Source organism: Actinomadura monticuli (assembly GCF_041463655.1).
Taxonomy (GTDB): Bacteria; Actinomycetota; Actinomycetes; order Streptosporangiales; family Streptosporangiaceae; genus Spirillospora; species Spirillospora monticuli.
This window is the reverse complement of sequence record NZ_JAXCEI010000008.1, coordinates 316671-329711: the sequence shown is the minus strand read 5'-3', so window position 1 is coordinate 329711 and position 13041 is coordinate 316671. Positions and strand designations below refer to the sequence as shown.

Here is a 13041-nt window from a genome sequence, read left to right as displayed (position 1 = left end):
ACAGGCAGACCCGCATGTGAGTCTGACCACAGACTTTAGCCTCGTCGGGGCCGCGTCGCACCGTCCGCCGTCCATAACCACTTGTTATGGCGGACGGGAATCGAGACGAGCGCGCTACGGAATGACCGAGCGGTCGCCGAGCAGCCGTCCGAGGACGGTCCGGGCGAAGTGGGCCTCGGCCTCGCTCGTGCGGCCCGTCCCGTACACCCGCAGGACCTCGGCGAGATCGGGGAAGCGGTCGGCGATGAGGTCCGCGGCGGCGTCGATCTCGGCGGCGGACGCGACCTCCCGCAGGAGGGCCTGCACCAGCCGCGCCGGCTCGGCCTCCGGAGGCCGCTCGGACGAGGGGGTGGACGGACGGGCCCCCTCGTCGGGGGGGCGGTCGCCGGGGCGCTCGGAGGCGGCCATGCGGAGGCCGGACGTGGTGGCCGCCGTCTCCCCCTTGATCTCCTCCAGGCGCTCCTTGACGTCCGCGGCCGCGAGCGCGTCGAACGCGGGGTCGGCGACGAGGTCCTCGACCGCCAGCAGCCGGTGCAGGACGGCCGGGTTGCTGATCTTGGCCCGCTGGCCGGACATCAGCTGCGACAGCATCGGCGCGGACAGCCCGAGCACGCCCGCGAGGCCGGACTGGGACAGGCCGAGCCGGTCGAGCAGCGGGCGGACCCGGTCGCCGAGCGGCTCGCCGTACCACTCGATCTGCAGCGCGCGGTTCCGGGCGACCGTGTCCTCGGCGACGCTCACTTCTCCCCACCCTTGACGATTCGCAAATGCAAACGCTAGATTCACGTCCGCACACGTTGACGTGGTTCATGAGCCATGTTGCCACGGACCGAGCTGTTTGCATATGCGACAGACGGGGAGGATCGACCATGCGCCCAGCATTTCGCCCGGTGGCCGCCGGCGCGGCGGCCCTGCTCCTGGCCGGCGGGATGACCGGCTGCTCGATGCTCGGCGGCGGGTCCGGCTCGTCGTCCGACAGCGGCGCGTCGTCCGGGCGCGATACGACGTCCGGCGGCGCCGACGCCGTCCCGCCGGGCGAGGCGGGCTTCGACGACGTCACCAAGCCGGTGGTGCAGGGCACCTTCGACAGCCCGGCGGCGGAGGGCGCCAAGGTCGACATCGCCATCATGGGCCTGAAGGCGAAGGGCCGGCTGGCCACGCTCGGCGTCCATCTCACGCCGCGCCTCCCCGGCACGGTGACCGACCGCATCAACGCCTACGGGCTGAACGGCGACCGCGGCCTCGGCACCTCGCTCATCGACCCGGTGAACCTGAAGCGGTACGTCGTGGTGAAGGACTCCGGCGGCAAGGAGCTGGAGACCGACGACATCTTCACGCGGATGACGAACAACCAGACCACGCCGTTCTTCTACACCTTCGCCGCCCCGCCGGAGAACGTGAAGTCCATCGACGTGCAGATCGGGTCGTGGCCGACGTTCCGCAACATCCCGGTCGAACGGTGAGCCGCCGCACGCGCCGGCCGGTCGCCCTCGCGGGCGTCCTGACCCTCGTCCTGGTCCTCGTTCCGGCCCTGGTGTTCGGGGCCCCGGCGGTCGCCGGGGCGGAGCCGGCCGTGCCGGACGGCGAACTGGCCAAGGCCGTGCTCTCCATCGAGACGGGCCGCTCCGTGTACGGCATCGACCTGTCCACGGCGGTGATCCCCCTCGAAGAGGAGCAGAGCGACGGCGCGCGGGTCACCGTCCGCATCTCCGCGGACGTCCTGTTCGACTTCGGCGAGGCGACGCTGACCGACGCCGCCCGCCGCCGCATCGCCGACCTCGCTCCCCGGCTGCGCGGCGCCAAGGGCACCGTCCAGGTCTCGGGGCACTCCGACTCCATCGGCGGCTCGGGCTACAACCTGACGCTGTCCGAGCGGCGCGCCGAGGCGGTCGTGGCCGAACTGCGGGACGCACTGGGCGGGGCCGGCCCGCGCCTCCACGCCAAGGGCTACGGCGAGGCCAGGCCCGTCGCCCCCAACGAGCAGGGCGGCAAGGACGACCCGGCGGGCCGCGCCGAGAACCGCCGCGTAGAGATCACCTACGAGAAGGGGTGAGCGAACATGCAGCGCACCACCCGGATCTCCGCGGCCCTCCTTGCGGCGGCGCTGGTCCTCACCGCCTGCGGCGGCGAGGCGGGCGACGGCCCGTCGCGGACGTCGGCGGCGAGCACCGGCCCGAGCGCCGCGAAGCCGGCGCAGTGCGTCGAGCACCGGCCCGCCCCGGGCGGCTGCCTCGGCGCGGTCAGCATCCCGGCGACGACGATCCCCGGCACGGCGATCCCGGCGGCCCGGATACCGGGCGTCAAGGCGCCGGGCATCGACGTCGACCCGGTGGAGACGGGGGCGGTGTCCACTGAGGCGATCACTCAGGGGGAGGTGTCCCAGGAGGAGGTCTGCCAGACCAAGCCCTCCGCGGAGGGGAAGTACGTGAGTTCCGTGTACCGCTCCTCGCTGTACCGCAGCTCGCTCTACCGCTCCTCCCTCTACCGGACCTCGCTGTACCGCTCGCGCACGTGCAATGACAACGGGGAATGCGTCCCGGAGGTCCGGGTCCCGGCGGTGCGCCTCCCGGCCGTGCGCATTCCCGCCGTCCGCGTTCCGTCGGCGTCGCTCACGTCGTACGTGGCCGGGTCCGGCCAGGTCTTCAAAGGCGAGGACCAGATCGCCTACAACATCGAGACGGACGTCCTCTTCGACTTCGGCAAGGCCGACGTCAAGGCCGCCGCCGAGGCGGACCTGACGAAGCTGGCCGCGTCGATCCGCAACGAGATCCCGTCCGGTGCGCCCATCAAGGTCGAAGGGCACACCGACGGGAAGGGCGACCCGGCGTCCAACCAGGCGCTCTCCGAGCGCCGTGCCCAGGCCATCGCCGACTGGCTCGCCACCAAGGGCGGCATCGCCCGCTCCCGCCTCAAGGCCACCGGCTACGGCGAGACGAAACCCGCCCATCCCAACACCGGACCGGACGGCTCCGACGACCCGGAGGGCCGCGCCAAGAACCGCCGAGTCGTGATCTCAGCCGCCCGTTGATTCCCAGAGAGGTGCCCATGCATCGTTGGAAGCCCGTCATCGGCTTATCGGTCCTCGCGCTGGCCCTGTCCGGCTGCTCCGGCGGCGGCGCGAACCCGGCCCCGCACCGCACGGCCGCCGAGAAGCCGAAGCCGTACTCCGGCCCCCTGATCAAGGACGCGTGGTCCTCATTGGGCGGGGCCCCCTCCCGGATGGAGATCAAGCAGGTGGAGCGGCGCGGCGACCGGTCGGTCCTGCGCTTCTACCTGACCAACCCGGACAAGGAGCCGAGGCACTTCTCCTTCGGGACGACGATTGCCGGGTCGGCCTACAGCAACCTGCACTTCATGCTCGTCGACTCCGTCGGGCACAAGGCCTACACCCCGCTGTACGACGGCGGCGACAAGACGGTCGGCAGCGACCTCACCATCATGTCCGCCTACCCGGGCGCGCGGTACGAGACGATCCTGGAGTTCCCGCCGCTGCCCGAATCGCTGGACCGCATCACCGTCGTCTCCCCCACCACCGCCGGCGAGTTCACCGGCGTGCCCGTCGTGGACGGCCAGGGCCCGGTGAAACCCTCCGCGCCGACGCCCGACTTCTTCGACAGGCCGGCGCCCGGCAGCCAGGTCGCATGGCCCGTGCGCGGGCTGGACGCGCCGGCGACCGGCGGGACCCACGACCTCTACGGCATCACCGAGGGCGAGATCAAGTCGACCACCAGCAGCGGCAGCGAGGAGAAGGTCGGCCTGCGCACCGACGTCCTGTTCGAGTTCGACAAGGCCACGCTGTCCGCCCAGGCCAGGGCCGTCCTCGACCAGGTGGCGTCCGAGACCGAGGCCAAGGCCGACCCGGCCAAGCCGCCGATCCTGATCACCGGCCACACCGACGGCCGGGGCGCCCACGACTACAACATGTCCCTCTCCCAGCGGCGCGCCGACGCCGTCCTCAACGAGCTGCGGACCCGGCTCGGCACCGCTTACCGCTACAAGGCCGAGGGCAAGGGCGAGACCGCCCCCGTCGCCAAGGAGGGCGGCACCGACGACGAGAGCGCCCGGCAGAAGAACCGCCGCGTCGAGATCTCGTACCAGATCAAGCAGCAGACGTCCGGGACGGGCACGTCCCACGGGACGCAGGCGCAGCCGGGCGGCGCCGCGGGCCCGCCGGCCCCCTTCCATCCGGACGGCCGGACGGTGGGGAGCGGCCACGCGTCCTTCGGCAGGGAGGCCGGCGACAAACGCCGCCTCGACGTGAAGCCGTTCTACCGCGACGGCGCCTACCTCGTCGTCGTGTTCGACATCGTCAACCTCGGCCCGGACACCGGCCCCGGCCCGACGGAGAACTACTCCGGCTCCCGCGGCGGCACCTTCGGCGCGTTCTCCGTCACCGACCCCGCCACCAAGACCGTCTACAGCGGCGTCCGCCTGGGCAAGGAGGGCGGCGCCTACATCGACCCCGGCTGGTCGGCCTTCAGAGGCGAGCCCGGCACCGACAACCGCGGCTTCTTCTACGTTCCCGCTCCCCCGCCCGAAGTCAAGGCCGTCACCTTCAACGCCGGTCCGTTCGGCGACATCCCCAACGTCCCCATCGAGTGACCGGCGCTTCGCCCGAGGCGGGGCGGGCCGCCCGGGCGGGTCAGCGCGGCGGCGGGCCGAGGTGGTCGAAGATCTGCAGCGGCTCGCCGTCCAGCGTCCGGACGGGGAACCGCAACTCCAGACGGCATGCGGCCAGCGCCCGCCGCGCCATGGCGGCGCTCTCCGGCCGCCGCGCGGGGTCGTCCGCGCACAGCCGCCCGACCACCGACCACAGCGCCGGCGGCACCCCGGCGGGCACGGGCCCGACCCGCTGCCGGGGCGCGGGGTCGCCCGCGCCGGTCAGCATCCGCCAGCAGACCATGCCGGCCGCGTACAGATCCTGCCGCGGCCCCGGACGGTTCCAGTCGAGCACCTCGGGCGCCAGGTATCCGGGAGTGCCCACGGTGAACCCGGTCGTGGTGAGCCGCATCCCGTCGTCCCCGAGCGCGATCCCGAAGTCGGCCAGCCGCACGTGCGGCGCCCCGACCGGGCTCGGCTCCAGCAGCAGGTTGGCGGGCTTCACATCCCGGTGCACGACCCCGGCGCCGTGGATGTGACCCAACGCGGCCAGCAGCTGATCGAGCACCTCCGCCGCGTACGCGGGCGGCAGCCTGCCGTAGTCCCCGAGCAGGGTCTCCAGCGAACCACCGCTCACCAACTCCATCGCGAGCAGCACATCGTCATCCGCCGTGCACGACGCATAGGGCGTCACCACATGCGGATGGGCCAGCCGCAACGCCCGCTCCCGGACGACCCGCTGCATCGACGTGGGCCCCCGCCGCCGCACGAGCTTGGCCGCGCAGTACCGCCCCTCCGCGCGGTCGTAGGCGCGCCACACACGACTCGTCCCACCGGTCCCGATCCGGTCGAGCATGGTGAACCGACCGCCGATCACCCACCCCGCGTCCACGGCACCGATCGTACGGAACACGGCCCGATCCGGCCGACCGGAACTGTCAACACATCAGACAATCCAGGCATCCAACAAGGGGAAGCCCGCGCCCCGCCTCCATAGAATGATCAGCCACCCGACCCCCGCCCTAGCCAGGGCCCGCCCGAAACGGCACCGATGAGCGACAAAGACCCCGGCCGCGACGACCTCGCACGGGACAAGGCCGCCGACCCCGAAGCACACACCCCCGCCACCACGCCAGGCGAGGAACCCGACAGCCTCACACCCCGGGCCAAGGGCGAACCACCCCTCACCACCCAAGGAGCAGAGACCTCTGCCGCCACCGCAGGCGAGAAGCCCGCGAGCCCCGCGCCACGGACCGGTGGCGAGCGCCCCCCCGCCACCCAAGAAGCCGAAGCCTCCGCCACCGCGTCAGGCGAGCAGTCCGACAACCTCGCCTCAACGGCCGACGGCGAACCACCTTCCACCGTGGAAGCGGCAGGGACCTCCGCCACCACGCCGAGCGCAGAGGCCGGCGACCCGACATCAGGGACCGAAGCCGAACCATCCGCCGCCACGCCAGGCGAGCACAGCGGCAACCGCACAGCAGGCGCCGAAGGCGGCGAAGGCGGCGACCCGACCGGTGCCGCGCAAGACGGAGACGGCGCCGCCGCCGCGGCGGGTGAGGAGGCCGACGGCTCCGCACCTCTGGTCGAGGGTGAGCCGCCCCGTGCGACAGAAGACGACCCGGCATCGGGGGCCGGTGAGACCGCCGGGGGCGCGGGTGGTGGTGGAACGGCGGCCGAGATTCCGGGGGGCAAGGGCCCGGGTGGCCGGCGGCGGCGTCGGAAGATCCTGCGACGGGTCGCGTTCGGGGCGGTCCTGGTCATGCTGCTCGGCGGCGGTGGGGCCGCGTGGCTGTATCACGATCTCGTGGGAGGCATCGAGCAGGAGAACGTCACCGACAAGCTCGGGACGGACCGTCCGAAGAAACTGAACAAGTCGCTCAACATCCTGCTGATCGGGTCCGACACGCGGGAGGGCGACAACGCGCGGTACGGGGCGGCGGCGGGGATGTCGGGGGCGCGGTCGGACACCACGATCCTGCTGCATCTCTCGCCCAACCGGGATCACGCCGTCGGGATCAGCTTCCCGCGCGACTCGATGGTGAAGATCCCCGCGTGCAAGAAGGAGAAGCGCGGGACCGTTCCAGCGCAGTTCGGCATGTTGAACGCGGCGTTCGCATATGCGGGTCCGACGTGTACGTGGAGGACGCTGGAGTCGCTCACCGGCATCCACATCGACCATTTCGTCCAGGTGGACTTCGCCGGGTTCAAGCGGATGGTCGACGCGCTGGGCGGCGTCCAGATCTGCGTCGACAAGCCCGTGAACGATCCGCGGGCCGAACTCCATCTGAAGGCGGGGAAGCAGACCGTCAAGGGGGAGGAGGCCCTCGGCTACGTGCGGGCCCGCTATTCACTCGGGAACGGGTCCGACCTCGAGCGGATCGAGCGCCAGCAGAAGTTCATGGCCTCGGTGGTGGACAAGGCCACCAGCGGTTCCGTCCTCAGCGACCCGGCCAAGACGTACAAGTTCCTGAAAGCCGCGACCAAGTCGATGACGACCGATGACGATCTTGATCTCGCGGCCATGCGGAAGCTGGCCGACGGCCTGAGGGGGATGAGCGCGGGGCAGGTGCGGTTCGTGACCGTCCCGGTCGAGCGGTACGCGCCGGACCCGAACCGCGTCCAGTGGAACCAGGAGCTGGCGAAGCCGCTCTTCGACGCGATCAAACACGACGGCGAGCTGCCCGCCGAGCCGGCGAAACCCGCGCAGACCGGGCCGGCGCCGCTCGCGCCGGCGAGGGTGCATGTCACGGTCGTCGCCGCGGGCGCCAAGGACAAGCTGGTCGAACGGGTCGTCCGACAGCTCAGGCAGCGCGGCTACAAGGTCGCGAAGAAGGTGGAGAAGGGCTCCGAGACGGCGGAGAGCCGGCTCGTCTACGGGGCGGCCGCGGAACCGCAGGCGACGGCGCTCGCGCGGGACGTCCCCAACGCGATGCTCGCCCCCGACACGAAGGCCCCGCAGGACGGAGTGCGGCTGGTCATCGGCACGAACGGCGTCCGGCTCACGCCGCCCGCCATCAACAAGATCGGGGGCGGGGTGAAAGGCGGCCAGAAGCTCTGCGGCTGACCGCGTTCAGCCGCCGGCGTAGGCCAGGACGGCGGCGAGCGCCCCGGCGAGCATGCACGGGCCGAAGGGGAACTCGCCCTTCCGCGTGCGGCGGACGATCATGAGGCCGACCGCCGCGAGGCCGCCGAGCAGGTAGGTCGCGAGGAGGCCGAGCACCCAGGCGTCCTGCCCGAACCAGCCGAGGTAGAGGCCGAGGACGCCGGACAGCTTCACGTCGCCCATGCCGATGCCGGACGGGACGAGGAACGCCTGCACGAAGTACAGCGCGAACAGCACCGCCATGCCGATGAGCGCGTGCTCGAACCGCCGCGGCCCGTCGCCGGTGAACGGCGCCGCCGCCGCCAGCAGCGCCGCCGCGATCCCGTAGGACGGCAGCGTGAACCGGTCAGGCAGCCGCTTGACCTGGACGTCGATGAAGCCGAGCAGGGCACCGGCCGCCGCGAGGTAGAGCAGTGCGGGCAGCACGGGCTCCGCCCCCGCCCGCCATCCGAGCACCCCGAAGAGGACGGCCGTGACCAGCCCCATCAAGACCCGCCGCCGGCGCGGGACGGCGCCGACGTACGGCGCGGTCAGCGGAGCCAGGAGGATCCCGACGGCGAACCCCACCGGCGGCAGCACGAAAACGATCATCGCTCCCTCGCCCGTGTCACGCCAGGGTCGCGAACAGCATCGCGATACCGATGGCCGTGACCAGGCAGCCGACGGCCACCATTCCGACCGAGCCCGACAGCGCGCGCCCCGAAGACGTGTTCATCCGCGCCGCACGAGGATTCCGCGGGTCGTACAGGACCTCCACCTGGTGCCCTTTGAGCCTGAAAAGCTCATACGACCCCGCCCTGGTCTGGCCGACCGTCTCGACGTCGACGCCGTCCAATGTGCGGAAACGCAGCACCGGGAAGTACTCGTAGGAATCCGTGGTCGACCTTCGATGGACCCCGGCGACGATTCCGGGCACGCGATGCGCCGAAGCGAGAAATGCGCGCGATGTGCGGTAGCGATGGACACCGCCGATGCCGAGGGCCGGCCCCAGCAGCAGCGGCACGATCACGAGCAGCCAGCCCGACATCACCCGCCCCCGCCGCGCTATTCCGATCCAATGAGGACGAACAGGCCGAGACCCGCCACCGTCCCGCGACTCCCCCACAACGTACAGGCCACCCGACCAAAAGAACCGACTTTCCTCACTAACAGCCCCTCCGCAGGCGGCGACCGACACACGCCGCCTTGCGCAGGGCGAGTGCCTTGTCCTTCGCGAAGCAGGACGGCCGCCCTGGGCGCAGGGGACACTAGGCTCCTCGGCCCGCCCTCAGCGGGTCGGGTTTGTTCTCGGGGGCGGCCGGGTGTGGCTGGGCCGGGTGCGGGGCGGGGGCAGGCTCTAGAGTCTGTATGTAGGCCCCACACTGGAGACGACGGCGATGACGAATCCTTCGGACCCCGGTCAACCACCGCGCTCGCAGGCGCCCGGACCGCCGGGGGGCCCGTACGGTCCACCGCCCGGTCCGCGGCAGCCTGGGCCCGTCCCCGGGCCCCGCCCGCCCGCTGCGGGGCCGCCCGATCAGCAGGGGTGGGTTCCGCCGGAGCGAACCGACAAGGGGCTGCTGGGCGCTCTTCTCGACGCCAACTTCGACTCGCTCGTGACCCCGAAGCTGCTCAAGGTCTTCTACACGCTGTCGATGGTGATGATCAGTCTCGAGTGCCTGGCCATCGTCGGGCTCGCCATCTGGATCATCTCCATGGACTTCTACTGGGCCGTGGCCATCCTGCTGATCATCGCCACGCCGCTGATCTGGTTCTTCCAGATGCTGTTCGTCCGGATCCTCATGGAGGCGGTGGTGGTGCGGTTCAAGCAGGCCGAGTATCTGCGGGTCATCAAGGACAAGGTCTAGACGGGGCTGCTGGTGGGCGAGTTCGGCGGGACCCCGCCGCGGGACACGCGGCGGGACGCCGGGGCCACGCGGCGTGAGGGCGCGCGGGTTCCCGGGCCGCGGACGGCGGCGGAGACGGCGCGGGACGCGGCGGCGGCCGGCGATCCGCTGATGCGGCTGCCCGCGGTGCTCGGCGAGCGGTACGCGACGGTCGCGGAGCTGCCGGTGCAGGGCGCCGAGTCGGACCTGCTGCTGGTGCGGGACGCGCGCGGCGACGAGTACGTGGTGAAGATCTTCCGCCGCGGCTACCGGGCCGACCGGGACGTATGGGCGAAGCTGCCCGCGCTCGACTCGCCGAACGTCCTGCGCATCCTGGAGACGGGGCACGCGGACGGGCGCGACTACGAGATCACTCCGTACGTGCCGGACGGCAACCTGCGGGCGTTGATGCCGCTTCCCGGGGAGGCGGTCCGGGAGGTCGCGGCGCAGCTCGCGGCGGGGCTGGCGGCGCTGCACCGGGCCGGGATCGTGCACCGGGACCTCAAGCCGGAGAACATCCTGGTGCTGGGGACGGGGCCGCTGCGGCTGGCGATCGCCGACTTCGGGCTGAGCAAGGTCCTCGACCAGAGCGTGGTGTTCGCGTCGTCGTCGCGGACGCTGGCGTACGCGGCGCCGGAGTCGCTGTCCGGCCAGGTGTCGCCGGCGCGCGACTGGTGGTCGCTCGGCATGATCGTCCGGGAGCTGGCGACGGGGCGGGCGCCGTTCCAGGGGTTGAGCGAGACCGTCGTGGTCGACCATCTGGCGACGCGGGCGGTCAGCGCCGACGACGTCGCGGATCCGGGGCTGCGGATGCTGTGCCGCGGGCTGCTGACCCGGGACCCGCGCAGAAGGTGGACGGGCGAGCAGGTCCAGGAATGGCTGGACGGGGGCTCGCCCCCGGTCGCCGAGGAGAGCGCTCCAGACGAAGCGGGGAGCGGCCTCCCGTTCCAGGGTCGCCGCTACACGCGAAGGGACGAGCTGGCGCGCGCGCTTGTCGAGAGCTGGGATCACGCCGCGCAGTACTTCTTCGGACGCGGCGAGTCCGGCGAGGCATGGCGGAGCCTGCGCGAGTGGCTCGCGGACGTCCCGGACGACAGCCGCATCGGCCTCGTCGACGGCTACCTCATGACGAGGCTCCCCCCGGACGTGAAGCTGCTGCACCTGGTGCGGTGGCTGGATCCGACGCTGCCGCCGCATTTTCTGGGCCGCCGGGTCACGGCCGCCGACCTGCCGGGACTCGCCGCGCTGGCGGGCGACCAGCGCCACCCCGACCACCGCACCGCCCTCCTGATCGGCCGGGCCCTGTGGGAGCACCATCTGCTGCAGGTGATGGCGGGGTTCGAGGGCGCCGAGGAACTGGCCCGGATCGACGACCAGTGGCGCGCCCTCGTGCCGGCGTGGAACGACCTGGTCCGCTGGCTGCGCGAGCAGGACGCGACGCCGCCGGAGGTCGCGCGGCGGCTGCCGGACGCCGAGGCGGAGGAGCCGCCCGCCGTGCTGCTGACGCTGCTCGCGCTGGCGGCGCGTCCGGCGGAGACGGGCCGGCTGATCGCGAACGGCGCGGGGAGGGCGCGCGCGGCCGTCGCCGACCCGGCGCCGTGGTTCACCTGGATGGCGGACGGGGCGGGCGACGATCCGCTGCGGCTCCTCGCGGTGACGCGCGCCGCGCCCGAGGCCGTGCTGGAGAGCGAGTCCAGGGCGCGCGACCGGCACGCCGCCGAGCGGCGGGACGCGGAGCTGCGCGCGCAGCAGGCGGAGCGGGAACGTCAGCGGCTGGCCGGGCGGAACGCGGCCATGGCCAGGGCGGTCATGTGGACGCTGCCGATCCTGGCCTTCTGGCTCGCCGGGAGCTGGGTGGTCGGTTCGCTGTTCGGCGGCGGCAGCGACGACGGGACGTCCTCCGTGGGCGTGCACAGTTCATCGTCGGGCTTCTCTTTCGGCGCACTGGCCGTCGTGTCCGTGCTCGCCTGGGCGGTGCAGTGCGGCAGCGAGGCGGTCCTCGCCCGCGTGCAGGGCAAGGACTACCTCCCGTACGGCCCATGGTCGATGCTGTCGGGATTCCTGGGGGCGGGCAGCCGGGGGCTCTCGAAGGCGTCCCAGACGATGTCGGGCGCCGCGCGGCGGACCGGTCGGCGCGGCTGCGGCGTCCTGCTGATCGCCGTCACGCTGCCGCTGCTGCTCCTCCTGCTGCTGCTCGCGGCGCTGACGTCGGTCGCGAGCCTGCTCTGGCTTCTCGTCCTCATCGCCGTCCCCGCCGCGCACGCCGTGGCGGCCGGGGTCCGGCTGCACCGCTGGCGGCAGGCACGCACGATCGGAGGCACGTCTTGAGCAGCGGGATCGACGCGGACATCGCGCTGGACGCGGCGGTGGTGCTCAGCCTGGGCATGAACCGGGTCCTCGGACGCGGCGCCGGGCTGGCCGGGCGCGGCGCGGAGGCCCTCGCGGCGCTGGCCGCGGGGCGGGCCGAGGCGCGGGCGGCGGCGCTCGCCGAGGTCGAGTCGCACGAGCGCGCCCTGCGCGAGGTCGTGGAGCGCAACGCGCGCATCGAGGCGCTCGCCGAGACCCGCGCGAAGATCGGCGCCGAGGTGCCGCTGCCCGACGCGCTGCGGCCGGACGAGCAGTCCCCCGACGAGCTGACGGCCTGGTGCGCGGCCACCGACCGGGCGCTGGACGAGGCGGAGCGGCACCTGTCCGAGCATCTCGCCGCCCAGGTCAGCGCGCAGATCTTCGCCGTCCCCGCCGAGGGCCTGGTGGCCGGGACGGTCCCGGGCACGCCGCCGCCCGGCGACGAGGACGTCCAGCGGAACCTCGAACGGATCATGACGCGGCTGCTGCCGGACGCGGCGGACGCGGAGCGGCGGGCCGTCGCCGAGGCGGCCGGGCTGCTCGCCGGGGCCGGGACGGCGGAGGAGGCCGAGGGCGTCCTGCAGGAGGTGCGGCTGCGGATCCAGGCCGCGAACCGCCGCACCGAGGAGCGGCGGGCGCAGGAGCGGCGGGCGGCGGCCGAGCGCGACGCCGCCGAGCAGGCCGAGGCCGAGCGCCGGTACGTGCTCGGCTCGATCACCGCCGCGTTCGAGGACATGGGGTACGAGGTCCACGCCGGGTTCGAGACGCTGACCGCCGAGGACGGCACGGTGACGCTGACGAAGGGCGCCTGGCCCGACCACAGCGTCCGGATGCGGGTCGACGACGCCGCGCACGTCCGGGCGTCGATGGTGCGCGAGCGGCCCGCCGAGAGCGAGGACGACCGGCGGGTGGACGTCGAGCGGGAGCGCGAGTGGTGCGAGGCGTTCGAGGCGGCGCGGGACCGGCTGGCGGACGCCGGGATCCGCTCGGACGTGGCGTGGCGGCTGGAGCCGGGGGTGCGTGAGCTGCCGGTTTCGGCGCGGCCACGGCAGACTAAGGGGCGTGCCGGGCAACGCGAGCGCCATCGCGAACGTCATAACTGAGATGTCGGGGGGCGGAACATGG

The 13041-nt window shown here is 72.8% G+C and carries 12 protein-coding genes; 8 read left to right on the top strand and 4 right to left on the bottom strand.

Annotated elements, in window-relative coordinates:
• Positions 1-114: 114 nt before the first annotated feature.
• Positions 115-741 (bottom strand): DNA-binding protein, encoded by a 627-nt coding sequence (locus tag SM611_RS20470; RefSeq protein WP_371951444.1) that lies wholly within the window; start codon positions 739-741, stop codon positions 115-117.
• Between the two features lie 128 nt (positions 742-869).
• On the opposite strand from SM611_RS20470, the gene SM611_RS20465 reads away from it, so the two are divergent.
• From SM611_RS20465 to SM611_RS20450, 4 genes are read left to right on the top strand one after another with little or no spacing between them, the layout of a single operon-like run.
• Positions 870-1463 carry a hypothetical protein gene (locus SM611_RS20465; protein ID WP_371951443.1) on the top strand — a complete coding sequence of 198 codons (594 nt, stop codon included), beginning with the start codon at positions 870-872 and terminating at the stop codon, positions 1461-1463.
• Complete coding sequence (locus tag SM611_RS20460; protein ID WP_371951442.1) at positions 1460-2053, top strand: OmpA family protein; 594 nt, start codon at positions 1460-1462, stop codon at positions 2051-2053. The genes SM611_RS20465 and SM611_RS20460 overlap by 4 nt, the downstream gene beginning before the upstream one ends.
• Positions 2054-2059: 6 nt before the next feature.
• The gene (locus tag SM611_RS20455; protein ID WP_371951441.1) at positions 2060-3028 is read left to right on the top strand and encodes an OmpA family protein; all 969 of its coding nucleotides are present in this window, start codon (positions 2060-2062) and stop codon (positions 3026-3028) included.
• Positions 3029-3045: 17 nt separating this feature from the next.
• The gene (locus SM611_RS20450; protein ID WP_371951440.1) at positions 3046-4602 is read left to right on the top strand and encodes an OmpA family protein; all 1557 of its coding nucleotides are present in this window, start codon (positions 3046-3048) and stop codon (positions 4600-4602) included.
• Between the two features lie 40 nt (positions 4603-4642).
• Here SM611_RS20450 and SM611_RS20445 read toward each other — a convergent pair whose 3' ends face one another.
• Positions 4643-5491 (bottom strand): serine/threonine-protein kinase, encoded by an 849-nt coding sequence (locus SM611_RS20445; RefSeq protein WP_371951439.1) that lies wholly within the window; start codon positions 5489-5491, stop codon positions 4643-4645.
• Positions 5492-6406: 915 nt separating this feature from the next.
• Between SM611_RS20445 and SM611_RS20440 the strand changes: the two genes are divergently transcribed.
• On the top strand, positions 6407-7666 hold the full coding sequence (locus tag SM611_RS20440) for an LCP family protein (protein ID WP_371951438.1): 1260 nt from the start codon (positions 6407-6409) through the stop codon (positions 7664-7666).
• Positions 7667-7672: 6 nt separating this feature from the next.
• Here SM611_RS20440 and SM611_RS20435 read toward each other — a convergent pair whose 3' ends face one another.
• Together SM611_RS20435 and SM611_RS20430 are read right to left on the bottom strand one after the other, a co-directional pair.
• A complete protein-coding gene (locus tag SM611_RS20435; RefSeq protein ID WP_371951437.1) occupies positions 7673-8296 on the bottom strand; it encodes a prepilin peptidase in 624 nt (207 codons plus the stop codon).
• A gap of 16 nt (positions 8297-8312) precedes the next feature.
• Complete coding sequence (locus tag SM611_RS20430; protein ID WP_371951436.1) at positions 8313-8732, bottom strand: DUF3592 domain-containing protein; 420 nt, start codon at positions 8730-8732, stop codon at positions 8313-8315.
• A gap of 349 nt (positions 8733-9081) precedes the next feature.
• On the opposite strand from SM611_RS20430, the gene SM611_RS20425 reads away from it, so the two are divergent.
• The 3 genes from SM611_RS20425 to SM611_RS20415 are packed head-to-tail and all read left to right on the top strand — an operon-like array spanning position 9082 to position 13019.
• Complete coding sequence (locus SM611_RS20425; RefSeq protein WP_371951435.1) at positions 9082-9552, top strand: DUF4282 domain-containing protein; 471 nt, start codon at positions 9082-9084, stop codon at positions 9550-9552.
• Positions 9553-9564: 12 nt separating this feature from the next.
• On the top strand, positions 9565-11898 hold the full coding sequence (locus SM611_RS20420) for a serine/threonine-protein kinase (protein ID WP_371951434.1): 2334 nt from the start codon (positions 9565-9567) through the stop codon (positions 11896-11898).
• Positions 11895-13019: a response regulator receiver protein gene (locus SM611_RS20415; RefSeq protein WP_371951433.1), complete on the top strand. Its 1125-nt coding sequence runs from the start codon at positions 11895-11897 to the stop codon at positions 13017-13019. Before SM611_RS20420 ends, SM611_RS20415 begins: the two co-directional genes overlap by 4 nt.
• The last annotated feature ends 22 nt before the right edge of the window (positions 13020-13041 follow it).